This window comes from Streptomyces sp. NPDC053513, assembly GCF_044544765.1.
GTDB classification, from domain to species: domain Bacteria; phylum Actinomycetota; class Actinomycetes; order Streptomycetales; family Streptomycetaceae; genus Streptomyces; species Streptomyces litmocidini.
Window position 1 is genome coordinate 295,654 of the sequence record NZ_JBITXP010000003.1, and the last position, 23,662, is coordinate 319,315.

A 23,662-nucleotide genomic window follows, 5' to 3' on the forward strand; every position below is an offset into this window, starting at 1 on the left:
GCTCACGGCCCCTCCGTACGCGCGGCTCATGGCGTGCGCAGGCGTACGGCCAAGGCGGCGATGTCGTCGTCGAGGTTGCCCCGGCTGTGCCGGAGGAGGTCGCGGTGCAGGGCCGTGAGCAGATCGCGGGGCGGTGTGGGGAGCTGTCGGCGCATCCACTCCGTCAACGGGAAGAACTCGCCGTCCCGGGCGCGGGTTTCGGCGATCCCGTCCGTATAGAGGAGGAGGAGCTCGCCGGGAGCGAAGTCGAAGGCGTCCGTACGGTACTGGTCGCCGATCAACTCCGCGAGGCTGAGCAGGGGCGACGGGGCGGACGGTTCGAGGACGCGCACGTCCTCCGGACCGTGGACCAACGGTGGGGGGTGTCCGCAGTTGACGACGGTGATGCGGCCGCCCCGATGCGGGATCTCGACGAGCAGGGCGGTGGCGAAGCGTTCCATCGGCGCCTCGGGCGGATGGGCGGCGTTGTGCCGGGCGCAGCTGGCGTCGAGCCTGCGGGCGATGCCGGCCATGGAGGCCTCGCCGTGTACCGCTTCCCGGAAGGAGTTGACGATCGCCGCGGCCGCCCCCACCGCCGGCAGCCCTTTGCCCCGTACGTCGCCGATGAGCAGTCGTACCCCGTACGGCGTGTCGACCACCTCGTAGAAGTCCCCGCCGATGCGGGCTTCCGCGGCGGCCGCGAGGTACAGCGATTCGATCTCGACGTTCCGGAAACGGTGCGGCAGGGGCCGAAGCACCACCTGTTGCGCCGCGTCGGCGACGAGCCGTACCTGGAAGAGGGTGCGTTCCCGCTGAAGCCGGACGTGGCTTCCGTACGCGGCGGCCACGGTGACCGCGACGATTCCCCCGCACGTCCACCACGTCCCCAGATCGGGGAAGACGAGGCTGAGGCCGATCATCAGGAGGAGGCAGACGGTCCCGAGCAGGACGGTCGGGAGGACCGGCCACATGGCGGCGGCCAGGGCCGGTGCCGCGGGCAGGAGGCGGCTGAAGGCCATCTCCGGCGGGGTGGCATAGGCCAGGCCGGCGATCACGACGGTCAGAACCACCGGCGACAGCCGCACCAGCCTGCCGTAGCCGGAGTTCCGACGGAGCCGCGGCCGTCCGGACTCGATCATGAATCCCAGAGTATCCGCGAGGGGCCCGCTCAGCGACGTGACGAGCGGCCCCCGCGGGACGGGGGCACGCCCGCCGACTCGCGAAGGCGCGACCGCGTGATTCGCCGGTGACGCGCGGGGTCCGGGGGACGTCACGGATGGTGAAAACCGAACACACAGGGCATCCCGGCGGACACCGACATCCGCCCGGCACGGCCGCACCGGCAGGAGACGCGGCACGGATCGCCCCGGAAGCGGACCGGAGGGCCACGACGGGCCACCCGGCCGCCCGCCGGCCAGCGGAACCGGCCACGGCGCCCGCGATCCGCTGGAGGCGACGCAGAGGCCTTCCGGCCCGCCACTCACCCCAGCACCAGCAGCACCGCCAGGGCGACGAGGAGGGAGTCGATCCGGTCGAGGAGGCCGCCGGAGCCGGGCAGCCAGCGGCCGGCGTCCTTGGCGCGGGCGCCCCGCTTGACCATCGACTCCAGCAGGTCCCCGAGCGGACCGCCGACCGCCACGGCCACCGCCGTCTGCCACGTCAGGGAGGACAGCACGGCCAGCGTGAGGAGACCGGCCGCGGCCCCCGCCAGCGTGCCGCTCCACCGCTTGGCGGGCGAGAGCGGGGAGAGCCGGGGGCCGCCGAGACGGCGACCCGCCGCGTACGCGACGATGTCGGCGATCGACACGGCCACGAACAGGACGAGGCCGAGGGCGCCGGACGGTACGAGGCCGGCCAGGACACCCAGCCACACGAGCCCCAGCAGACCCGCCCCCAGGCGGCGGAGCCCGTGCTCCGCGTCGCCCGAGAACAGCGGCACCCCGGCGATCGCGAGCGCCCCGGCCGCCGCCACCCGGAGCACCTCCCCGGGGGCCAGCCAGGCGGTCAGGACGAGTCCGACGACCGCCGCGCCCAGCACCGCCCGGTCCACCGGTCCCAGCCGGAGCAGCCCGCCGAACTCCGCCACCGCGACCGCACCGACCACGGCCGCGAGCACCGCGATCCCCGGCGGGCCGAGCCAGAACGCGGCGGTCACCAGGGGCACTCCGAGCGCCCACACGCACCAGCGGACCATCAGCTCGCGGCGCCGGGTCGCCGCCACCGCGACGCCCCCGACCGCCAGCGCCCCGCCCAGGTACGGAACGAGGCCGGCGACCGTCGTCACAGGGAGACCCGTCCCGGCGCGCGCAGCGCGTCCAGGGCGCTCCGGCAGGCCGCCACGATCCGCGCGTTCTCCGCGGTGTCGCGGACGGCGACGCGGACGGTCCTTCCCTCGTACACCGGGGACATCGGCGACAGGTCCCGCAGGTAGACGTCGTGGTTCCGGCACTCGCGCACCAGCCGGGCCGCGCTCGGTCCGTCCGGCGGCAGGGTCACCGTGAGGAAGTTCGCCACCCCCTCGTCGACCGAGTCGAACCCGTCCAGCTTCCGCAGGTCGTCGGCCAGTTCCCGGCGCAGCGCATGGGTGCGGGACCAGCGCTCCGCGTAGTACGCGGGGTCGCGCAGCGCCGTCACGGCGGCCAGCTGGGCCGGCAGGCTCACGGGCCACGGCGGCGTCCAGCGGCGCAGCTCCCCGGCCGTCTCCGGGCAGGCCACCAGGTACGCGGCCCGCATCCCCGACAGCGCGTACATCTTCGACAGCGAGGTGCAGACCACGACCCGGGGGTCGGCCGAGGCCGTCCCGGCGAGCGAGTCCGCCGGATCGACATAGCCCAGGTACGCCTCGTCGATCCACCACCGGGTCCGCGCGGGCGAGGCCTCGATCACCGCGCGCAGCGCGTCGGCCGGGGCGTGGCGGCCGGTCGGGTTGTTCGGGTTGACCACCACCACGAGGTCGTACCACCCGTCACCGGTCGCGGCGGCGAGCCGGGCCGGATCGAGCAGCCAGCCGTCCTCCCGGCGCAGCTGGAGCCGGTCGACCCGGCAGCCGATCACCCGCTCGGTGACGTGGGCGTACTCCCCGTAGCCCGGATCCAGCAGGAGCACCCGGCTCTCCGGCGTCAGCCACCGGCCGAACGCCCGGAAGATCAGGTCGGACGAGCCCGCCCCGACGACCAGCGACTCCACCGGCAGCCCGCGGACCCCGGCGATCTCCGCGAGCAGTCCCTCCGCGCCCGTCGGCGGCGAGGTCCGGGCCGCCCACCCCGGATCCTCCGAAAGGACCGCGCGGACCGCCGGGGACGGCGGGAACCAGGCGTCCAGCACGTCCGCCGCGACCACCTCGTGACGGCGGGTCAGCGTCCGGAAGTCGGTGCCGATCGCCGAGAAGAACGCCCCGCCGTGCTCACAGCCGTCCGCACGCGGCGCGAAGGGCACGTCGAGCCGCCAGTCGAGGCCCGCCCGCAACCGCTCCAGGGTCCGGCCGTGGCGCTCCGCGACCGTCCTCGTCAGCTCGGCCACGGAACCGCCGAGGACCTCGAACGAGACCGCGCCCGAACGGATCGTGTGCCCCGTCGGCCGCAGCCCGGCGGCGAGGTACATGTCGAGCAGCTCCGTGCGTCCCATCGCCACCACCCGGCGGCCGCCCCGCGCCGCGGCCCAGCGCAGCGCCGCGTACATGAGGAGCGGCGCCGCCGCGGTGGACCGCCAGCGCTCCTCGACGGTCAGGACGCGGATCTCGAACGGCGCCTCCTCGGTCAGCACCGGCAGCTCCTCGCGCGTCAGGTACTTGTCGAGGGAGTAGCGGCCGACCCACGGCGGGGTGAGGCTGACGAAGCCGATCCGCGTCTCGCCGCGCGCGGCCACGAGGTAGACGTTGTCGCCGTCGAGTCCGTCGCTCAGCCTCCCCGACGGGTCCACCGGATGCTGGCCGAGCTCCTCCGCGTACACCCGGTGCCGCAACTCGTGGATCCAGTCGCGGTCCCGAGGCGTGGCGGTGCGCAGCTGCAGAGCGTGGTCCATGTGCGGGTCTCCCTGGGACGGTTCGGCGTTCGCGCCCCAGCATGGAGCAGTCCGGCGGACGGCACCTGAGTACGCGTACTCAGCCGGACGGCGGAGGAACCGGAGGCGGCCCCGGTCGCGGGCGGGGGCCGGGTGCGGGGCGGATCCCCGGGGAAGGGCGTTCCGGCTGTGCCGCGGGGTCTGCCGGCGCCGTTCGGCGGGCATAGTAGGGGAGTGATCACCAAAAGCAACGACGGTCGTGGGGGATCTGAAGGCGCCGGTGACGAGGAGGCCCAGGTCATCGTGGTGGGGGCGGGGCCCGCGGGGTCCAGCGCCGCGGTGCACCTGGCGCGAGCGGGGGTGGACGTCCTGCTCCTGGAGAAGAGCGGCTTTCCCCGGGAGAAGGTGTGCGGTGACGGCCTGACACCGCGCAGCGTGCACCAGTTGGTGCGGATGGGGATCGACATCGACGCGCCGGGCTGGATGCGCAACAAGGGGATGCGCTGGGTCTGCGGCGACCACCGGGTGGAGCTGGACTGGCCGCGCCTGGGCGCCCTTCCCGACTTCGGGCTCACCCGCAGCCGGCACGACTTCGACGACCTCCTCGCCGCTCGCGCGAGCGCCAGCGGAGCGCGCCTGCGGACCCGGGTGAAGGTGACGGGCACCCTGACCGACCGGGCGGGGCACGTCACCGGCGTGACCGCCTCCCGCGGGCCGGGAGCGGAACCGGTCCGCTACCGGGCCCCGTTGGTGATCGCGGCCGACGGCGCCTCGGCGCGCACGGCTCTCGGCCTGGGGTTCGTACGGGACGAGAGGAGGCCCGTCGCGGCGGCCGCCCGCCGGTACTACCGCAGCGAGGCCCGCACCCACGACCCCTACCTGGAGCTGTGGGCCGACCTGCGCTGTCCCGGCACCGGACGGGACCTGCCCGGTTACGGATGGGTGTTCCCCATGGGCGACGGGCGCGTCAACGTGGGCCTCGGAGCCCTGCCGCAGCAGCGGCGCCGCCGGCCCGTGGACCTGCGGGCGACGCTGGAACACTGGCTGCCCCGCCTGCCCGAGGAATGGGGGGTGCGCGAGGAGAACGCGGACTCGCCCCTGCGCAGCGCGCCGTTGCCGATGGGACTGAACAGACGGCCGCAGTACCGTCGGGGCGTGCTGCTCGTGGGGGACAGCGCCGGAATGGTCAGCCCGTGGAGCGGCGAGGGCATCGCCCAGGCGATGGAGGCCGCCGAAGTGGCTGCGGAGACCGTCGTCCTGGCGCTGGCCCGGCCGGCCGGGGCCCGCCGGGAGGAAGCGCTGCACCACTACCCGGTCGAGATCCGGCGCCGGTGGGCCCGCTACTACCGGCTGGGCAACGTCGCGGGAGACCTGTTCTTCTCCCGGTTCGGCTACCGGCCGGTCCTGCACCCGCGCGTGATGGCCTCGCCGCAGCTGCTGAGGGTCCTGGCCCGCCTGTTGACCCACGTCAGCGACGAACCCGCCCAGGACACGATCGACGCCGTCCTCCACGGACTCCTGCGCCTCGTTCCCGCACCGCGGCGATAGACCCCGCCCGCGCCGCGGAGCGGGCCGGGCACCGAGGTGATGACGGTCCTCAGGAGGTCCGCGGCGGCTCTTCGACCGGCACCCGCAGCGGGGCGCGGAAGGAGAGCAGTCCGAGGGTGGGAGCCTGGGCCGCGTCGGGGGAGAGCCGGAGGGCGGGCAGGCGGCGGGCGGCCGTGCGGAGGGCCACGGCCGCCTCCGTGCGCGCCAGGGACGCGCCCGGGCAGCGGTGGCGGCCCAGGCCGAAGGCGAGGTGGTGGCGGCTGTTCGCGCGGCCGGGAAGCATCCGCCCGGCGTCGCCGAAGACGCCGGGGTCGGAGCCGCTGCCCATGAGCATCAGCAACAGCTCCGCGCCGGCGGGGAGTTCGACACCGCCCAGCTCCAGCGGGTGAGCGGTCACCCGGCGCCAGGAGGTGACGGGCGGCTCCCGCCGCAGTACCTCCTCGACCCACTTCTCGGCCGCGCCCTCCTCGTGGGCCGACTGCCGCCAGACCCCTGGTTCGGCGAGGGCGCGGCGAAGGACGGTGGAGATGAGCTGGCCGGTCGTGGACTGTCCGGCGATGAAGACGAAGAAGCAGGCGCTGACCGCGGTCCGCGGGTCGGTCGGCCTCCCGTCGGGCAGGCGGTGACGGGTCAGCGCCCCGACGAAGCTGTCCGCCGGCGCGGTCCGATCGCCCACGAGCCGCGTGAGCCACTCGTGGAACTCCGCCACGAGCGCGGCCAGTTCGAGCTGACGGCCCGGGGAGGGGCGCCCCCAGAAGAGTTCCAGCGAGGCGTCGCTCCAGCGCGCCAGGGTGGCGGCGTCGAGCCCCTGGATGCCGAGGAGTTCCATCATCACCCGGCAGGGCAGGGTGTGCGCGTACGAGCGGAAGAGGTCGCTGTGCCCGGTGGTGTCGAGTTCCGTCCGCACCGTCGTGAGCAGCTCGTCGGCGATCCGCCCGGTCACCGGGACCGCGGCCGCCACCCGCCGGGCGTTGAAGAACCGCGTGACGACGCGGCGCAGCCCCGGATGGCTGTCGGTCGCGTTGTCGGCGAGCGCGGGGCCCAGCCGGAAGCCCGCCCGGGCCAGCAGCCGCAGCGCGGGAACGCCCAGGGGCGTGATCGCCTGCTGGGCGTTGTCCGGCCGGAAGGCGACCGGGTCGAGCAGGACCCGGCGGATGTCCTCGTACCGGCTGACGAGCCACAGCCCGGTGGCGGGGTCACGGTGGACCGGCGCCTCGGACCGCAGGCGGTCCAGCCAGGGGTACGGGTCGCGGACGAAGCCCTCGTCGAACAGGTCGAGACCCCCGGCGAGCAGGTCGGGACCCTCGTCGAACGGGTCGAGCGGCCCGGGCGGGTCCTGCCGGCCCGCTCCCGGGACCGGCGACGGAGCCGCGTGACCGTAGGGGCAGGTGTCGGCCGTTCCGGCAGGGGATACGGCCACGTCAGGGGCGGATGTCACGGTGGCGGACGCTAGCACGCGAACGGGTGCGCACCGGTCGGGGTGTGCGGGGCGTCACCTGTGATCGACACGACGCGCACGGGTGCGGCTCGCCGGGCCGACGCGGCCCCGGCGGCCGGCGTCAGCGCGCCTCGGACTCCTTCCGGCCCGTCTTCCAGTGGACGTGCCGCTTGGTGCCGGCCCGGGAGGCCACCGGCTCCGGCTCGTACTCGACGGCCACGCTCATCGGTCCGGTGCCGACCGTCGTCGAGCCCATGACCCGGTCGGTCTCCGTGTCGACATAGACCGTGGAGCGCGAACCGAGCCCGGTGGCCACGTACATCTGCCGCCCCCCGTAGCCCAGCGCGAGGCCCTCCGCGCCGCCGGGAACGCGGAAACTGCGCGCCACCACGCCGACCCCGGTGTCGATGACCGACACCTCCTCGTTGCCGAAGCCGGAGGACACGTACACCGACGCCCCGTCGGGCGCCACGGCCAGCGACTCCGCGCCGGCCTCCACCGGCACCGTGTCGAGGACGGTGGCCGCGCGGGTGTCGACGACGGACACGGCGTCGGCCCCGTTGCCCGTGCTCACGTACGCCAGGGCGCCGTCCGGGCTGACGGCCACGTCGTAGGCGGCGGTACGGGTGCCCAGCGACACGGTCGCCACGACCCGGTCGCGGCGGGCGTCGATGATCGACACGCTGCCGGACAGCAGGTTGGCGACGTAGACGCGGCGCCCGTCGGGGGAGACCGCCACGCCCTTGGGGAACGAGCCGACCCGGACGGTGCGCACGACCCGGCCGCGGACGGCGTCGATGACCGAGACGGTGCCGGAGTCGGCGTTGGTGACGTACGCGCGGCGGCCGTCACGGCTGACGGCGACGCCCTCGGGCCGGGCACCGACCCGGAGGGTGCGGACCACCCTGGCCCGCTCGGTGTCGAGGACCGTGACGGTGTGCGAGTCGCTGCCGCCGGTCACGAAGGCGCGGTGCCGCTGCCGGGAGACGGCCACGTCGACCGCGCCCGACGGCACGGCCACGGTGTGGGTGACGACCCGGTCGTCGAGGTCGAGGAACGACACGGTCCTGGCGGTGGCGTTGGCCACGTAGGCGCGGTCGGCCGCCGGCGTGCCGTCGTGCGGCGTCGCCGCGGCGGCGGGCGCGACGGGCGCGGCCGCCGAGGCGGCCACGACCACGGCGGCCAGGGCCGCGCGGAGCCGTCCCACGGACCGACGTCGAGTGGCTTCCTGGGAGTCGCGTGCCGGCACGGGGGCCTCCAAAAGGGGCGGCGATCGGGCGACCCCCGGCACGGGTGCGGGAGCGCATGGGTCCTCTCCCTTCTTCCCGTACCGGGCGGGAGGCGAGACGGAAGGACACGCCTTGTCGCCCGACCGGCCCACACCACGGGCCTCGACCGAGTGAATGCGGCGGCTCGGACAGCGCGGTCCGGCCGCGCCGGTCCTCACGGCTCCCCGGCCGCCCTTACGTTCCCGAGGGTGCCTCCGCCCCCCGCCTCCTGGCCGACGTCCTCGACCGGCCGCGGCGGAGGCTGAAAGGACCCGTGCCATGCCTGTGCTCGCATCCGCCGGACGACGCCGAGGCCTCCGCCTCGCCGGCGCCGCCGTGACGCTCGGCGCCCTGTCGGCGGCCCTCGGCGTGCCCGCCGCGGCCCGCGCCGACCTGCCCGGCGCCTCCCCGGTGCTCACCCGGGCCCCCTACCTGACGGACCTGACGCCCACCTCCGTCCGGGTGACGTGGGCGACCACCACGCGCAGCCGGCAGACCGTGAGGTACGGTCCGCTCGGCAACTGCACGGCCAACACGGCCACCGCCGCCACCCTCGGCACCACCATGACCGTCAACGGCGTCACCGAGTACAGCAACTCGGTGACCGTGCCGAACCTCAGCCCCGACACCCCGTACTGCTACCGGGTCTTCACCGGGGACGCCACGCCCGTCGACCTGCTCGGCACCAACCCCTCGCCCTCGTTCACCACGATGGTGCCGGGTGGCTCGTCGGCGCCCTTCACGTTCGCCGTGCTCGGCGACTGGGGCGACACCACCAGCAACGGCGTCAACAGCGGCGCGCTCAACCAGGACCAGGCCAACGTGCTGTCCCGGCTGGCCGCGAGCGGCGCCCGCTTCACGCTCTCCACCGGCGACGTGGCCTACCCCAGCGGCAGCCCGACCAACTACGGCGACCTCCAGCAGTCCGGCGTCAACATCAGCGGCGTCTTCGCCCCGGAGTACTACGCGGCGCCCGGCCAGCGCATCCCGATGTTCGCCCTCAACGGCAACCACGGCCGCACCTCCACCCTCCTGCTGACCTGGCCGGAGAGCGCGGTCACCGCCGCCTCGAACGGCGTCTACTCCCAGGTGAGCTACCCGTCGTTCTTCGGCAGCACCCCGGCGAGCTACCCCACGACGTACTACGCCTTCACCAGCGGCGGCGTGCGGTTCTACGTGCTCGACACGTCCTGGAGCGACACCAACACCGGCACCGCCGACGGGAACAACTGCAACGACACCGACAACTGCGCCGTCTACCAGGTGGACGCCGCGGCCCACTGGACGCCCACCTCGGCCGAGTACCAGTGGCTCCAGCAGGACCTGGCCGCGCACCCCGGCGGCGTCAAGGTGGCCGCCTTCCACTTCCCGCTGCGCTCCGACGACGCGACCGAGCCCGATGACGAGTACCTGAAGAACAACCCGGGCAGCACCGACACCCTGGAACAGCTGTTGCACGACAACGGCGTGAACCTGGTCTTCAACGGCCACGCCCACATCTACCAGCGCAACGTGGCCCCGCCCGGCGGCGTGCCGAGCTACGTGACCGGCGGCGGCGGCGCCAAGCTCACCCCGGTCGGCGGCCGCGGCTGCGCCCCGACGGACGCGTACGCCCTCGGCTGGTCCTACAGCTCCAACAGGGGCCAGCGCTGCCCCTCCTCGGTGCCGAGGCCCGCCTCCGACGCCAACGTCCACCACTTCCTGCTGGTGTCGGTCAACGGCTCGACGCTGACGGTGACGCCGACGGACTCCCTCGGCAACACCTTCGACCCGGTGACCTACGACTTCTCCGCCGACGGCACCGCGCCGACCCCGCCCCCTTCGTCGACCGTGACCCGCACCGGCTCCACCACCATGAAGCTGACGTGGGACGCCGCCACCGACGACCGGCAGGTCGCGGCGTACGACGTGTACCGCGACGGCACGTACATGGCCACGGTCCCCCAGGAACTGCGCACCTTCAACGACAAGACGGCCGTCTGCCCGGCCTCGTACGCCTACGAGGTCAGGGCTCGCGATCTGGCCGGGAACACCGCCGGGAGCTCGGTCCCGGTGACCTGCTGACCGCCCGTTCCGGGCCCGTGCCGGCCCGGGTCCGCCCGGCCGGGGCGGGCCCGGGCCGTCCCGCGCGCAGGCGGCGCACCGCGAGCGGGGTGATCAGCAGCATCGGGGCGACCAGGCCGACGAACGCCCAGAGGCCGGGGAGGGTGCCCGACTTGGGGACGGACCGGCGGTGGGCGCTCCGGGACGGGGCGGTGCTGTTCTCGGCCGGGACGGTCGCGGGGACGCCGCGCAGGTCGCGCAGCACCTGCAGATAGTGGTCGCCGTGGTCGCGGGAGGGCTCGACGTGGGTGTTCTCGGAGAACTCGTTCCAGCTGATCAGCCCGATGGCGTCCGGCGAGGAGCGGAGCGCGGCCGAGTACTCGGCGGCCAGGGTCGCGCCGTTCCGGCGGGGGACGGGCCTGGTGCCCCCGACGAGCCGGGCGTCGAAGCCGGGGGCACAGGGAGCCAGCCAGATCTTGTGGTCGGCGTGCACGGCCCGCGCCATGTCCATGAGCTTGTCGGCGTAGCCGGGGGTGGTCTCGGGGTCGGCGGAGGACCAGTAGTAGGCGTTCCCGTCGGTGACGTCGGAGATCCTCCGGTAACCGGCGACGTTCTTCTCGCTGGCCAGGACCCGCAGTTCGCCGCGGACCGGGGAGGTGACGCGGGCGACGTCGTCGTGGGAGTAGCTCCAGGTGCCGCTCCACACGGTCAGCGGGCGGCCGTCGACGCGCAGCATGGCGGGGCTGTCGGCGAAGTGGTCGCGGAAGTGGACGAAGTCGGCGGCGACCTGCGCGACGGGCAGCGGACGGCGGTGGAAGTCCAGGCTCTGGTAGATCATGGCGAGCTTGAAGTCCCGGGCCTCGGCGGCGGCGACGAGCTTGGCAAGGCGTCGGTCGTTCACGGTGCCGTGCTTCCACCCGACGATGAACCCGTCGATGCCGGCGGCCTTCGCCTCGGCGATCTGGCGGTCGATCACCCGCGCGTCGTCGCTGGAGTAGGCCCCGGCGAGCGGCAGGTCGGTCTTGGCCCGCTGCCAGGAACCGGAGCTGAACCACTGGTAGTAGTAGGCGAGCAGCGGCGGCCGGGGCACCTCGTCGGCGGGTGCGCCGGCGGGCCGGGCGCCGACCTGCCCCGTACCGCTGCCCGGCAGACACAGGGCGAGCGCGGCGAGCAGCGCCCAGAAGAGCCTCATCGGGCCGTCGCTCCGGGCCGTGAGGGCTTGGTGGGTGTCTCCTCCGCCTCCCTTGCCTCCCCCGGCTGCTCGGACCGTTGCGTCGGCGCGCTCTCCGCGGGTGCTCCGGGACCGCGCGGCCCGGCGGACCCGTGTCGGGCTCCGGTGTCGGGCGTGGCGTGCCGGGCCCCGGTGTCGGGCCCCGGGCCCGCGGCGGTGCGGCGGGCCCGGCGCCGGAGCCCCAGCCGGACCGCGATCGGCAGCCCGACCAGCAGCAGCGCGACGCCGCCGAGGAGGAGCACGTCGGCCCGGCTGATCACCGTCACGTCGGCCGTGACCGCCTGGGACAGCTGGATCTCGCGCGGGCTCGTGCTGCCACCGGCGGCCTTGACCTCGACGGTGTACCGGCCGCGCGGCAGATGGGTCAGGACGGCGGTGTGGTCCGGCCCGAGCGCCACGGCCCGGACCTTGCCGCCGGGGCCCGTCACGGTGGCCTCGTCGCCGGTCGCGGAGCCGAACAGCGCGTCGTGGGCGGTGACGGTCAGGTCGTGGAAGTTGCCGGTGAACGTCAGGTGCCGGTCGGTGCCGGGGCGGAAGCCCTGCCGCCCGGCGTCGGCGAGCTGGGCGCCGTCGTAGACGAGGCTGCGCAGGGTGTAGTCGACGGGGACGGGCGTGAGGCGGCTGTCGCGGAAGACGGGCTGGACGCCGTCCAGCCAGGTGGTGCCGGTCACGGACAGGTCGGTGACGCGGGCGTCGGAGCCCCTGACCTCCACCGCGGAGATCAGGGACCGGTCCAGGGGCGTGCCGTGCTGGTCGGTGAAGGAGGCGGTCACCGGGTACTGCACGGTGAACCCGGCCGTGACGGTGTAGTCGGCGCGCAGCGGCAGCCCGTCGACACGGGGCCGGAACGTCTGGTCCGGGTCGCGCTGACCGGCCCAGCGGGTGAAGCGGTAGCGGGCGTCAGGGGTGTCGATCGAGGTGTCGAGCAGCCGCAGCGACTGGGGGGCCGCGGTACGGGCGCCGGTGTACGAGACGGTGCCGTCCGCGCCCGTGACGAGCGCGGCACCGGCGAAGACCAGCCGGACGCCGGGCACCGCCGGGACCGTGCGGAAGGTGACGGTGACGGGCGGCGCGGCGGCCTGGCGGGCGCTCCCGGCGGAGGTGTGGCCCTGGACCGCCGGCCCGGCCACGGCCAGGAGCAGGGCCGCGAGCAGGGCGAGGAGGGAGACGGCGTGTCGGCGGGCGGCACGGTGGTTCACGGTGGGCTCCCTTCCGGTGCGCGGGACGGCCCTGTCGATTCCGAGGATCCTGCCGATGCCGACAGTCCTGCCGCTTCCGGCGGTCCGGCCGACCTTGACGGTCCTGCCGCTTCCGGTGGTCCTGCCGCTTCCGACGGTCCCGCCGACGGTCCCGCCGGAGCCGGAGGGCCCGCCGGTCCCGCGGGAGCTGTCGGGGAGGTGGAGCGCCTGCGGGCGGTGAGCAGGGCGGTGCCGGCGACGAGCATCGCGGCCGCGCCGAGCGCCCCGCCGTAGAGCCCGTACACGAGGGCCGAGTTCACCGGCCGCACGGCGGGCCGGGCGGTGGGGACGGCGAGCACCTCGGGGGGCCGTGGCGCGGCGGAGAAGTCGAAGGCGGCGGCGAGGCCGGTGGCGGAGGCGACCCGTCCGCCGAGCGGTTCCAGGTTCCAGTTGTCCTGGATGAAGCGCAGCGCCGACGAGGAGTCGAGCACCTGGTGGTCGACGTGCCCGGCCCGCGCGTAGGCGCTGATCAGGACGGCCGGCACGCGCAGGCCGCGCGGGCCGTCGGCGGCGGCGGGCGGGGCCACGTGGTCGTACCAGCCGCCGGAGCCGTCGTAGCTCCACAGCAGCGCCGAGCTGTCCCAGTAGCGGCTGAGGGCGAGCTGGGTGGCCAGCGAGCGGATGAGCTTCTGGCCGGCCGGGACGGACCGCGCGGAGGTCTCGGACGCGCCGGAACTCGAGATGTACGCCACCGACGGCAGGGTGCCGTTCTCGAGGTCGCGGTAGTACTGGTCCAGGTCCACGATGTGCGAGGCGAGGGCGGGGTCGTCCAGGAAGCGGGCGTGTCCGAGGAGCGGGACGCGCACCTGCTGGGTGGAGCCGGGCGTCCGGACGTTCTCGTCGGGCCGGTAGTCCTGGACGTAGAACTTCCAGCTGACCCCGGCCTGCTGGAGCCGGTCGAAGACGGTGGGGCGGTCGCCCGCGGCCGTCGGGGCGGCTCCCGAGACCCAGTAGGAGCGTTCGGCGGCGGTGCCGTACGGGACGGCGGAGAAGAACCTGTCGAAGAGCACGTAGCGGTCGGCGGCGGCCCAGGAGAAGGGCAGGTCCCGGGCGTCGTAGTGGCCCATGACGGGCGTGCCGTCCCGGCCCTGGCGGGTGTACGCGGAGACGAAGCCGTCCATCCGCCCGCCGTTCACCTGCGCGGCGATGATGCTCCGGCTGGGGGAGAGCGGGGCGGGGGCCTTGTCGTGCAGGGCGTACGGCCGCACGCAGTCGGCGGCGGGGCCGTCGACGGTGCGCGGCTGGCAGGCTCCGGCGGGGATCCCGTCGGCTCCGGGGTACGTGCCGAAGTAGTTGTCGAAGGTGCGGGGGCCCTGCATCAGGTAGACGAAGTGCTGGACGGGGGTGGTCGCGCGGTGCTCGGCGGCCGTGCCGGAGCCCGGATCGGGGTCGGTGGCGGCCGTGGCCGTGGTGGGGCCGAGCAGCAGGGCCGCGCCGGCCAGCGCTGCCAGCAGACGGACGGTCGGCGACTTCATGACACACGCACCTGGTAGATGACGAAGACCGGAGTGGGCGTCGGGTCGGCGGAGGACGTGGGGACCCGCAGGGCGGAGGTGTAGACGGCGGTGCCGTGGTACTTCGCGACCAGCTGCCGGATCTTCTCGCCGTAGAACGGGGCGCGGTGGGCGGTGTAGGAGTCCCAGACGAGGTACTGGAACTCGCCGTCGCGCAGGGAGCGGTCGGGGTTGGGCACCGGCGTGTACGACGGGTTGCGGTGGAGCCGGTTGACGCTCACCGACAGCGCCGAGACGGACTTGCCCCCGTAGAACTGGAGGACGTTCGCGGTCGAGGGACCGGCGGCGAGCAGCTGCGCCCCGGCGGGCACGTGGTCGTGCACCCACCGGCCCGCCTCGCGGCCGCCCGGCAGGCCGCCGGAACCGGCGAGGAAGGAGCCGTTCGGGGCGGCGGTGATGCGGGTCGCGGAGGACAGGGCGAGGGACGCCGCCACGGCGAGCGCGACGAGGACGGCGCCGGCGGCGGACAGCACGCCGGGCCGCAGCCGCAGCCGGCCGCGCCGCAGTCGGCCGGACCGGAGCCGTCCGGGCCGCGGCCGGAGTTCGGCGAGGGCGCTCAGCGCGCGGCCGGCCAGCACGGCGAGCGGCGGCGCGATCGGCAGCAGATAGGGGAAGCCCTTGACGGGCCACAGGGTGAAGTACAGCACGGGCGCGGCGATCCAGCACAGCAGCAGGCCCTCGCGCCAGCCCGTGCGGCGGCGCAGCAGGACCAGTCCGGCCGCGGCGGCCACGAGGGTGGCCCAGCCGACGGCCTGCGGCACCGTGACGGCGTAGAACCCCATCGAGTGGTTGGCGCGCCGCAGCAGCTGCCACTGCAGGTAGTTCTGCCCGGTGGCGCGATGGCCCGCGAGTGACGTCGCGAGCGGGAAGGCGGCGACGACGAGGCAGAGGACGCCGGTGGCGAGGACGGCGTGCCGCAACCGCATCCGCACCGAACGGCTGAGCACGAAGAAGACGTACAGGCCGCAGACGAGGATCAGCGCCGTCTCCTTGGAGAGCGTGGCCGCTCCCAGCGCCCCCGCGGCCCCGATCAGCCAGGCCAGGCTGTCCGAACCGCTCTGCACGTACCGTACGACGCAGTACAGCGCCACCGTGGCGCACAGCGTCATCAGCCCGTCGAGCAGCACCTGACGGGTCACCACCACGTGGTACGGCATGACGGCGAGCAGCAGCGCCGCGGCGAGCCCCGCGGCCCGGCCGTAGAGCCTCCGGGCCAGCAGGTACGTGGCGGCGACGGTCAGCACGCCGATGGCGGAGGCGACCGCGCGGGCGGTGAAGTCGTCGGCGCCGCCGCGCAGGAAGAGCGACAGCAGGCCGGTGAACAGCACGGGGTGGGCGCGGAAGACGGGGAACACCGTCTGCATGCCGGGGTCGCCGGCGAGGGAGGCGGCGGTGCCGGTGTAGACGGCCTCGTCGCTGTTGAAGCCGGTCGAGGTGAGCTGCCAGAACCGCAGGAAGCCGGCCAGGACGAGGACGGCCGTGAGCGGCAGGGCGCTCCGCAGTGCCCAGTGGGCGGCGCGCCGCCGCCGGGCGCCGCGGAGGTCCTCGCGGGCCGGGTCACCGGCCGTCCCCGGGGGGCCGCCGGTGGCCCGCGGGCGGGCGTCGGTGCCGGGGGCGGCCGTCGTGCCCGCGGTGGAGTAGACGGGACGGGTCATGGCGTCCTCCCGCCGGACTCGCTCTCGTGGGAGGTGCCGGAGTCGGTGCGCAGGGCGGGGTGCGGGGGCAGGGCGCCGGAGCGCACGGGCAGGGGCGGTTCGCCCTCCGGTGCCTCCGGCATCCAGTGCGGCCACGGGTGCCCGTCGACCAGGGGTGCCGGGCGGCCGTTGACCGCCGGCCGGTCCGCGTCGAGCAGCCGCGGTATCTCGTCGGCCCAGCCGAAGCGGTCGGAGGCCAGGACGCGGGTGCGCACGCCGGAGAGGAAGCCGGACAGGACGTCCCGTTCGCGGCTGCGCAGCCGGGCGTGGTCGAGGCCGTCGACGGTGATGGCGGGGGCGAAGTACCGGAACGGCGGGAAGCCGTAGGCGTCCTCGGTGTTGACGAGCAGTCGTTCGACGGTCTCGTCGTGGCCGAGCTCGCTCAGGCGGGGCGTGCCGCGCTCGATGACGAACAGTTCGGTCACCTTGACGGCGCTGCTCAGTCGGCAGGCCACGAGCCGGTCGACGGCGTACTTCGGCGGGGGCACGAGGATCTGCGTGACCGCGTTGACGCCCATGATGGGCAGGTTGTGGCGGGCCAGGGTGAAGGCGAAGGAGCGGCCTTCCTTGGAGTGCAGGCGGCTCTGCCGCTGCAGCCGTCGCCACTCGTGGGGGGTCAGGTCGTCGGAGCGCACGGCGTGCAGGGTGTGCGCGCTGATGGTGAGCGGCTTGGGGAAGCAGAGGGCGTTCCCGGTGGCGTCGACGACGGTCATGTCGTCGGACAGGAACCGTCCGCCGTGCTCGCTGAGGAGACGCAGGACGGTGGACGTCTTGCCGGTGTCGGTGAGCGCGGAGAGCATCACGCCGGTGCCGCCCAGCTCGACGGTGGCGGAGTGCAGCAGCATCCGGCCGCGGGCGACGAGCACGAAGCGCAGCAGCGCTTCCAGGACGTTGGTGTAGACGACGTGCGGGGAGCGGGCGAGCAGCGGGCTGACGAGGACGTCGATGGGGTCGCCGATGTCGACGCGGAAGTTGGCGCCGAGCCGGCCGAGCTGCTCCTCGTACTGCACGGTGGTGGGCTGCGGTCCGCCGCGGCCGGGGATCTCGGTCATGACCGCGCGGTGGCGGGGGAGGCGGCGGCCCACGTCGCCGACGCGGACGGTGATGTCGCAGGCGTCGGGCGGCACCCACTGGGCGCGGAAGAACTCCAGCTCGGGCAGGCGGATCTGGGAGCCGATGGTGACGGTGCCGGCGATGTCGTAACGGTAGGTCAGGTACCGGGGGCGCTTGGGGTGCCGGCCCGGGGCGGCCGCGGGGCCGGCGGGGGCGGGCGCGGCGGGGGCGGGCGCCGTGGTGCCGGGCGGTACGGAGCCGGGGGCGACGAGCACGCGCACGGGGTCGCGGCGGGCTCCGTCGTCACGGCGGCCGCGGTAGATGAGCAGGTCGCTGAAGAGGAACCGGGCCACGAAGAGCGCGACGAGGCTGAGGACGTTGGCGGTGAGCAGTCCGATGCCGGAGTCGACCAGCCATTGGAGGAGGGGCAGCCGGCCGAGCAGCAGCAGGTTGTTCAGGGCGAGGAAGGCGATGCCGCGGACGAGGACCGCGCGCTTGTCGCCGCCCCGGCCGCCGCGGTAGACGAGCGTCTCCAGGAGGGCGAAGTTCCACAGCGACGACACCTGGGTGGCGAGCGTGGCGCCGAGGAGGTGCTGGAGTCCCACGACGGAGTGGAAGAACCACAGGGCGGCGGTGTTGACGGCGATGCCGCTGAGCCCGACGAGCCCGAAGGCCAGGAACCGCGCGGTCGCGCCGAGGTCGCGGCGGCCGGTCGAGGAGTGGGGGCCCCCGTCGGCGCGGTGCGCGGCGGGGGCGGGCCGGCGCAGCCGGGCCAGGTGGCGCAGGAACCGCAGACCCTCGCGCAGCGAGGCCTTGGAGGTGCCGGCCGCGCGGGGCGCGAAGCGGTAGGCGACCTCGGCGACGCGTGCGCCGGGGTGCCGGACGAGCAGTTCGAGCAGCACCTTGAAGCCGAGGGGGCTGAGCCGGTTCATGTCGATCGCGGCGGTGCGGAAGGCGAAGAGCCCGCTCATGGGGTCGCTGACGCCGGCCAGCCGGTGGGGGAAGGCCGCCTTGGTGAGGAGCGTGCTGCCGCGGGAGACGAACCGGCGCACCGGGCCGTCGAGCCCGTCACCGGTTGATCCGGATCCCGCGTAGCGGGTGCCGACCACGATGTCGACGTCGTGTCCCAGGGCGGTGCGGGCGAGCACGGCGGCCGCCTCCGGCGGGTGCTGGAGGTCGGCGTCCATGACCAGGGCCCATTCGCCCCGGGCCTGGCGTGCGCCCGCGAGGACGGCCCCCGCCAGGCCGCCTTCGCGGGCGCCGCCCTCACGGTGGATCATGCGGACCGGCAGCCGGCAGTCCGGGGCGTGCCGCGCGGCCGTCGCCGGTGTGTCGTCATCGCTGTCGTCGACGAACAGGATCTCGACGGGCAACTCGCCGAAGGCCGGTTCCAGGGCGCGCAGCAGCAGGGGGACGGATTCGCGTTCGTTGCGCGTCGGAACGACCAGGGTCAGGCGGGGCCGGACGAGCGGACGCGGGTCGTTCAGCTCGGCGCACTCGGGGCGGGGGATGCGGGTGCCGTCCATGTCAGCGGCCTCCAGCGGGGGAAGGGGCAGCTGTGCTGTCGCTGTACGTCTACGTTTTAAACATACATATTGCCCCGCGTTATCCTGGATGTCAACGGATGTCCACTTACGTAGTAAACGTATGGGTTGGGAATCATTCGGATATAGTCGAGAGGAGTCGCAGCGGCGACCTCGAGCCCGGAGGCATGCCATGGTCAGCAGCACCCAGCCGGAGCGCCGGAAGGTGGACATCGGCCACCCCACCGAGCGCCGCCGCGGCCGCCGCCGACTGAGTCGTGAACGCGTCCTCGCCGCGGCCCTCGACGTGGTGGACCACGAGGGCCTGTCCGCCCTGAGCATGCGCCGGGTCGCCGCCGAGCTCGACGTCGAGGCGATGGCGCTGTACCGCTACGCCCCCAGCAAGGACGCGCTCCTGGACGGGCTGGTCGAGCAGCTCTACACCGAGCTGGCCGAGGATCTCGCCCGCGAGGAACCCGCCCCCCTCGGCCAGGCGGCCGACCTGCCCGAATGGCGGGCCGAGCTCCTCCGCGGCGCCTGCGCCCTCTACCGGATCTCCCTCGCCCACCCGCACGTCGTGCCGCTGCTCGCCACGCGCCTGCTGGCCGTCCCGCTGGCCCGCCGCCCCCTCGCGGTGCTGCAGGCCCACGAGCGGGTGCTGGCCCTCCTGGACCGGGCCGGGCTCGACGAGCAGGGGGTCGTCACCGCCTACCGGGCGGTCACCGGGTGGGTCCTCGGCTACATCTTCAGCGACCTGCGGGCCATGGTCGAGAACCCCGACGAACCCGACCCGGCGTTCCGCCTGGGGCTGCACCTGATGCCGGCCCGCGAGCTACCCCGGCTGCGCGAGACCGCGCCCGCGCTGGCCGAGAAGGGCGGCTACCAGGAGCTGACGGACGGCCTCGACGCACTGCTCGACGGCATACTGGCCGCGTCCGCCGCCCGCACGGCCCAGGCGCCGGAGCCCGATGACGCATAGGCCTTGGAGCGCATGGGCCTTGGGGCGAGCGCCGTGGTCGTAGAGCGGTACGGGCCGTACGGACCGTAGAGGCGAGCGCCACGGCCGTAGAAGCGAGCGCCACGGCTGTATGGACGAGCGCCACGGCTGTATGGACGAGTGCCACGGCCGTATGGACGAGTGCCACGGCCGTATGGACGAACGCCATACTCCCCTCTCGCTTTGTGTGCCCCGGCTCCATGCCCCGCTGACTCCCCGCACGCCTAACGTGTGCAGCTCCCGATGCCGGAACGGGTACCGGGAGGGCGCGCCGAGGGCGCACGAGCGGGGGAGGCCGGGACATGGCCGACAGACGGAGTCCGGGGCGGCCGTGGCGACTGCGCGCGGCCCGCGTCATCGCGGTGGTGGGGGTCGTCGCGACCGCCCTCCTCGGACCGCCCGCCGCGGCCGCCACCCCGCCCCCGTACCTCACCCTGGAGGCGAGCTACGGAGCCGGGACCGTCACCAACGGCTGGGAGCGGGTCGAGCGCTACCTCGACACGACCGGAGGCTTCCGCACCGAGGGCTACCCGGCGGACGGCCGCGGTGACCAGGACGGCAAGCGCGTCACGTACTTCGGCGGCGTCTCCCGGCCGTACTCCGGCCGGTTCCTGCTCTACTCGGCCCCCGGCTGGAACACCGGCGGCCGCACCACCCCCGTCCTCCTCGTGCACGGGGCGAACGACACCGCCGACCGCGCCTGGGCCAACCCCGGCGAATCGGGCGGCTACGGCTGCGGCGCCGCCTCCTGCCCGTCCACCGGCCTCATGCAGTACCTCGCCGGACGCGGCCACCGCGTGTTCGCCGTCGGCTTCGCGCACAAGCAGGGCGACAACCTCATGCAGGCGCAGGTCGTCGGCGACGCGATCGCCGTCATCAAGGCGAAGCTGGGGGTCGACAAGGTCGACCTGGTCGGCTGGAGCAAGGGCCAGATGTCGACCCGGGCGTACGTGTCGTCCCTCAAGCCGAGCTGGGGGCGGCCGTACGCGGGCGACGTCCGCCGGCTGATCACCCTCGGCGGCCCGAACGGAGGCTACGACTACCCGTACGCCCACGGCTGGGCCCACGACTTCTCCATCTGGCCGGAGTGCGGCGGAAAGATCAACGCGCCCTCCCCGCACTCCCACATGACCTGCTACGGCCTCTACACCGCGCACCCCGAGTTCTCCATGACCCCGGCCGGCGGCCAGGACAACTACCCCGGGCAGCGCCAGATGCTGGCCCGCTGGGACGGCGTGTACGGAGTCGACGGCGCCGCCCAGGACTGGTACACGACCTACTACGGCGGCCAGGGCTTCTCCACCGCCGGCAGCGGCATCCAGGCCGCCATCGACGCCGGATCGCTCATCGGCCCTCTGCACGGCGCCGGAGTCCCCGCCTCCGTCACCACCTACCTCCTGGCCGGCGGATCCGCCGACGTCCTCGGCATCTTCAACGAGAACCGCGGCCCCAGTGACGGCGTCGTCTTCGTCTCCAGCGCGCTCGACACCACCGGCATCCCCACCGTCGGCGGCAAGGCCACCGTCACCGGCGCCAACCACCTCGAACTGGGCTGGCACAGCGCCGTCGCCGCCCAGGTCGCCACCTGGCTCTCCTGAAGCACCCGAGGACCGAAGGACCAGAAGGACATGACCACGCTCCGCACCCGCCGCGTCGCCACCGGCCGGCTCACCCAGCAGATCACCGAGGCCAGGACCGAGGGCGAGGCCGTCGTCTTCGTCCACGGCAACGTCTCCTCCTCCGCCTTCTGGCACTCCACCCTGACCACGCTGCCGGCCCCCTACCGCCCCTTCGCCGTCGACCTGCGCGGCTTCGGCGGCACCGACCCGCTGCCCGTCGACGCCACGCGCGGCCTGCGGGACTACGCCGACGACCTCGCCGAACTGCTCACGGCCCTCGGCATCGACCGGGCCCACCTGGTCGGCTGGTCCATGGGCGGCGGCGTGGTCATGCAGTACCTCCGGGACCACCCGGAGGCCGTCCGCTCCGCGACCCTGGTCAGCCCCGTCTCCCCGTACGGCTTCGGCGGCACCCACGGCGTGGACGGCACCCTCAACTCCGCGGACGGGGCGGGCTCGGGCGGCGGCACGGCCAACCCGGACTTCGTCCGGCGGCTCGCCGAGGGCGACCGCGGCGCGGACTCCCCGACCTCGCCGCGCACCGTCCTCACCACCTGCTACGTCAAGCCGCCGTTCACCACCGAGCACGAGGACGCGTACGTCGAGTCCATGCTGGCCACGCGCCTCGGCGACGACCACTACCCCGGCGACAGCACCACGTCCGACGCCTGGCCCGGGATCGCGCCCGGCACGCGCGGCGTCCTCAACTGCATGGCCCCCACCCACTTCCGCGTCGACGACCTGCACCTGATCGAGCCCAAGCCACCGGTGCTGTGGATACGCGGCGAGGACGACATCATCGTCTCGGACACCTCGATGTTCGACCTGGCGCACCTGGGCGCGATCGGCGCGGTGCCGGGCTGGGACGGCACCCCCGCGCAGCCGATGCTGGCGCAGACGCGCCACGTCCTGGACCGCTACGCGGCGGCCGGCGGCACGGTCCGGGAGGTCGCCGTGGCGGACGCCGGGCACGCCGTCCACCTCGAACGCCCCGAGGAGTTCGGCAAGGCGCTGGCGGAGGTCCTGTCGGCATGACGGTGTGCCGCACCCGGCAGGGGGAGGTCCGCGGCCGGACCTCCCCCGACGGGGTGACCCGCTTCCTCGGCATCCCGTACGCCGCTCCGCCCTTCGGCGCGCGGCGCTTCCGGGCGCCCGCCCCGCCGGAACCCTGGACGGGGGTGCGCGACGCCACGGCCCACGGGCCGACGGCGCCGCACGCTCCCTACGCCCCGCCCTTCGACACCCTCATCCCGGAGAGCGCCGTCCCCGGGGACGACTGCCTGAACCTCAACGTCTGGACCCCGGCCCCGGAGCCGGGCGCGGCCCTTCCGGTGATGGTGTGGCTGCACGGAGGCGCGTTCACCAACGGGTCCGGCTCGGCGTCCGGCTACGACGGGAGTGCCTTCGCCCGGGACGGCGTCGTCTGCGTCACCCTCAACTACCGCCTGGGGGCCGACGGCTTCCTGCACCTCCCGGGCCGCCCCGACGACCGCGGCCTGCTCGACCAGATCGCCGCGCTCCGCTGGGTCTGTGAGAACATCGCCTCCTTCGGCGGCGACCCGGACCGGGTGACCGTCTTCGGCGAGTCGGCGGGCGCGATGAGCATCGGCACCCTGCTGACCACCGAGGCGGCCCGCGGGCTCTTCCACCGGGCGATCCTGCAGAGCGGAGCCTGCCACCACTTCCTGCGCCCCTCGTCGGCCCGGCTGGTCGCGGCCCGCCTCGCGGAGAAACTGGGGATCGAACCGACCCCGGAGGCCTTCGAGGCCGTCCCGATGGAGGAACTCCTCCCGGCCCAGGCCGCGTTGCGGGCGGAGGTGACCGCCGACCCGGACCCGGCGCGGTGGGGCGAGGCGGCGCTCAACATCATGCCCTTCGAGCCGGTCCGGCCGGGCCTCGCCCTCCCCGGCCCGGACTGCGGCGTCGACCTGATGATCGGCAGCAACCGCGAGGAGTACCGCCTCTTCCTGGTGCCGACGGAACGGCTCCACGTCTTCCCCGAGTCCTCGCTCCGCGCCATGACCGCGGCCTACGGCCTCGACCCGGCCGGGGCCCTCCCCGTCTACCGGGCCGCCCGCCCGGACGCCACGCCGGGCGAACTCCTCGACGCCGTGGCCACCGACTGGTTCTACCGGATCCCGGCCGTCCGCCTGGCCGAGGCCGTCCCGGGCTCGTACCTCTACGAGTTCGCCTGGCGCTCCCCGCGGTTCGACGGCACCCTCGGCGCCTGCCACGCGCTGGAACTGCCCTTCGTCTTCGACCGCCTCCACGACCCCTCGTACGCCCCGCTGCTCGGCGCCCACCCGCCCCGGGAACTCGCGGACGCCGTGCACGGGGCGTGGGTCGCCTTCGCGAAGACGGGCAGCCCCGGCTGGAAGGCGTACGACAAGGACTCCCGCACGACGATGACCTTCGGCACCACGCCCGCGCCGACTCCGGTGGACGACCCGCGCGCGGAGGAACGGCTGCTGTGGGAGGGGGTCCGCTGAGGGGACGCGCCGGGCGGGCCGGACCCGAA

Annotated in this window: 16 protein-coding genes; 6 read left to right on the top strand and 10 right to left on the bottom strand. The window is 74.4% G+C overall.

All coding sequences use genetic code 11. From position 1 onward, the window contains the following. Positions 1 to 26: 26 nt before the first annotated feature. The 3 genes from ACIGW4_RS07050 to ACIGW4_RS07060 all read right to left on the bottom strand — a co-directional run bounded on the left by ACIGW4_RS07050 (position 27) and on the right by ACIGW4_RS07060 (position 3,999). Complete coding sequence (locus ACIGW4_RS07050) at positions 27 to 1,118, bottom strand: PP2C family protein-serine/threonine phosphatase (protein WP_123458584.1); 1,092 nt, start codon at positions 1,116 to 1,118, stop codon at positions 27 to 29. A gap of 341 nt (positions 1,119 to 1,459) precedes the next feature. Then, positions 1,460 to 2,263 carry a phosphatidate cytidylyltransferase gene (locus ACIGW4_RS07055; RefSeq protein ID WP_185094882.1) on the bottom strand — a complete coding sequence of 268 codons (804 nt, stop codon included), beginning with the start codon at positions 2,261 to 2,263 and terminating at the stop codon, positions 1,460 to 1,462. Next, positions 2,260 to 3,999: an aminotransferase class I/II-fold pyridoxal phosphate-dependent enzyme gene (locus ACIGW4_RS07060; RefSeq protein WP_399578903.1), complete on the bottom strand. Its 1,740-nt coding sequence runs from the start codon at positions 3,997 to 3,999 to the stop codon at positions 2,260 to 2,262. The genes ACIGW4_RS07055 and ACIGW4_RS07060 overlap by 4 nt, the downstream gene beginning before the upstream one ends. 213 nt (positions 4,000 to 4,212) lie before the next feature. Between ACIGW4_RS07060 and ACIGW4_RS07065 the strand changes: the two genes are divergently transcribed. After that, complete coding sequence (locus ACIGW4_RS07065) at positions 4,213 to 5,526, top strand: geranylgeranyl reductase family protein (protein WP_398710927.1); 1,314 nt, start codon at positions 4,213 to 4,215, stop codon at positions 5,524 to 5,526. A 49-nt stretch (positions 5,527 to 5,575) separates the two neighbouring features. On the opposite strand, the gene ACIGW4_RS07070 is transcribed toward ACIGW4_RS07065, so the two are convergent. Next, the gene (locus ACIGW4_RS07070) at positions 5,576 to 6,964 is read right to left on the bottom strand and encodes a cytochrome P450 (protein ID WP_398710926.1); all 1,389 of its coding nucleotides are present in this window, start codon (positions 6,962 to 6,964) and stop codon (positions 5,576 to 5,578) included. A 121-nt stretch (positions 6,965 to 7,085) separates the two neighbouring features. Then, positions 7,086 to 8,171 (bottom strand): cytochrome D1 domain-containing protein, encoded by a 1,086-nt coding sequence (locus tag ACIGW4_RS07075; protein ID WP_399578905.1) that lies wholly within the window; start codon positions 8,169 to 8,171, stop codon positions 7,086 to 7,088. A 340-nt stretch (positions 8,172 to 8,511) separates the two neighbouring features. Here ACIGW4_RS07075 and ACIGW4_RS07080 point away from each other — a divergent pair, with 340 nt between their 5' ends. Further along, on the top strand, positions 8,512 to 10,296 hold the full coding sequence (locus ACIGW4_RS07080) for a fibronectin type III domain-containing protein (protein WP_399578906.1): 1,785 nt from the start codon (positions 8,512 to 8,514) through the stop codon (positions 10,294 to 10,296). Here the strand turns inward: ACIGW4_RS07080 and ACIGW4_RS07085 are convergent. The 5 genes from ACIGW4_RS07085 to ACIGW4_RS07105 are packed head-to-tail and all read right to left on the bottom strand — an operon-like array spanning position 10,238 to position 18,531. Then, entirely contained in the window at positions 10,238 to 11,467 is a 1,230-nt protein-coding gene (locus tag ACIGW4_RS07085; protein ID WP_399578908.1) for an endo-1,3-alpha-glucanase family glycosylhydrolase, read from the bottom strand. The two genes, ACIGW4_RS07080 and ACIGW4_RS07085, sit on opposite strands and share 59 nt — an antisense overlap. Next, positions 11,464 to 12,705: a hypothetical protein gene (locus ACIGW4_RS07090; protein WP_399578910.1), complete on the bottom strand. Its 1,242-nt coding sequence runs from the start codon at positions 12,703 to 12,705 to the stop codon at positions 11,464 to 11,466. Before ACIGW4_RS07090 ends, ACIGW4_RS07085 begins: the two co-directional genes overlap by 4 nt. After that, entirely contained in the window at positions 12,702 to 14,219 is a 1,518-nt protein-coding gene (locus ACIGW4_RS07095; RefSeq protein WP_399578912.1) for an alkaline phosphatase family protein, read from the bottom strand. The genes ACIGW4_RS07090 and ACIGW4_RS07095 overlap by 4 nt, the downstream gene beginning before the upstream one ends. Then, the gene (locus ACIGW4_RS07100) at positions 14,216 to 15,913 is read right to left on the bottom strand and encodes an ArnT family glycosyltransferase (protein WP_398710920.1); all 1,698 of its coding nucleotides are present in this window, start codon (positions 15,911 to 15,913) and stop codon (positions 14,216 to 14,218) included. Before ACIGW4_RS07100 ends, ACIGW4_RS07095 begins: the two co-directional genes overlap by 4 nt. Then, positions 15,910 to 18,531: a glycosyltransferase gene (locus ACIGW4_RS07105; RefSeq protein ID WP_399578914.1), complete on the bottom strand. Its 2,622-nt coding sequence runs from the start codon at positions 18,529 to 18,531 to the stop codon at positions 15,910 to 15,912. The genes ACIGW4_RS07100 and ACIGW4_RS07105 overlap by 4 nt, the downstream gene beginning before the upstream one ends. A 190-nt stretch (positions 18,532 to 18,721) precedes the next feature. Here ACIGW4_RS07105 and ACIGW4_RS07110 point away from each other — a divergent pair, with 190 nt between their 5' ends. From ACIGW4_RS07110 to ACIGW4_RS07125, 4 genes are all read left to right on the top strand, one after another. Continuing rightward, on the top strand, positions 18,722 to 19,507 hold the full coding sequence (locus ACIGW4_RS07110) for a TetR/AcrR family transcriptional regulator (protein ID WP_359591995.1): 786 nt from the start codon (positions 18,722 to 18,724) through the stop codon (positions 19,505 to 19,507). Between the two features lie 320 nt (positions 19,508 to 19,827). After that, entirely contained in the window at positions 19,828 to 21,123 is a 1,296-nt protein-coding gene (locus ACIGW4_RS07115; RefSeq protein ID WP_398710918.1) for an esterase/lipase family protein, read from the top strand. Positions 21,124 to 21,153: 30 nt separating this feature from the next. Beyond that, positions 21,154 to 22,179, top strand: coding sequence for an alpha/beta hydrolase (locus tag ACIGW4_RS07120; RefSeq protein WP_398710917.1), 1,026 nt, complete (start codon positions 21,154 to 21,156; stop codon positions 22,177 to 22,179). Next, positions 22,176 to 23,633 carry a carboxylesterase/lipase family protein gene (locus ACIGW4_RS07125; RefSeq protein WP_398710916.1) on the top strand — a complete coding sequence of 486 codons (1,458 nt, stop codon included), beginning with the start codon at positions 22,176 to 22,178 and terminating at the stop codon, positions 23,631 to 23,633. The genes ACIGW4_RS07120 and ACIGW4_RS07125 overlap by 4 nt, the downstream gene beginning before the upstream one ends. Positions 23,634 to 23,662: the final 29 nt, after the last annotated feature.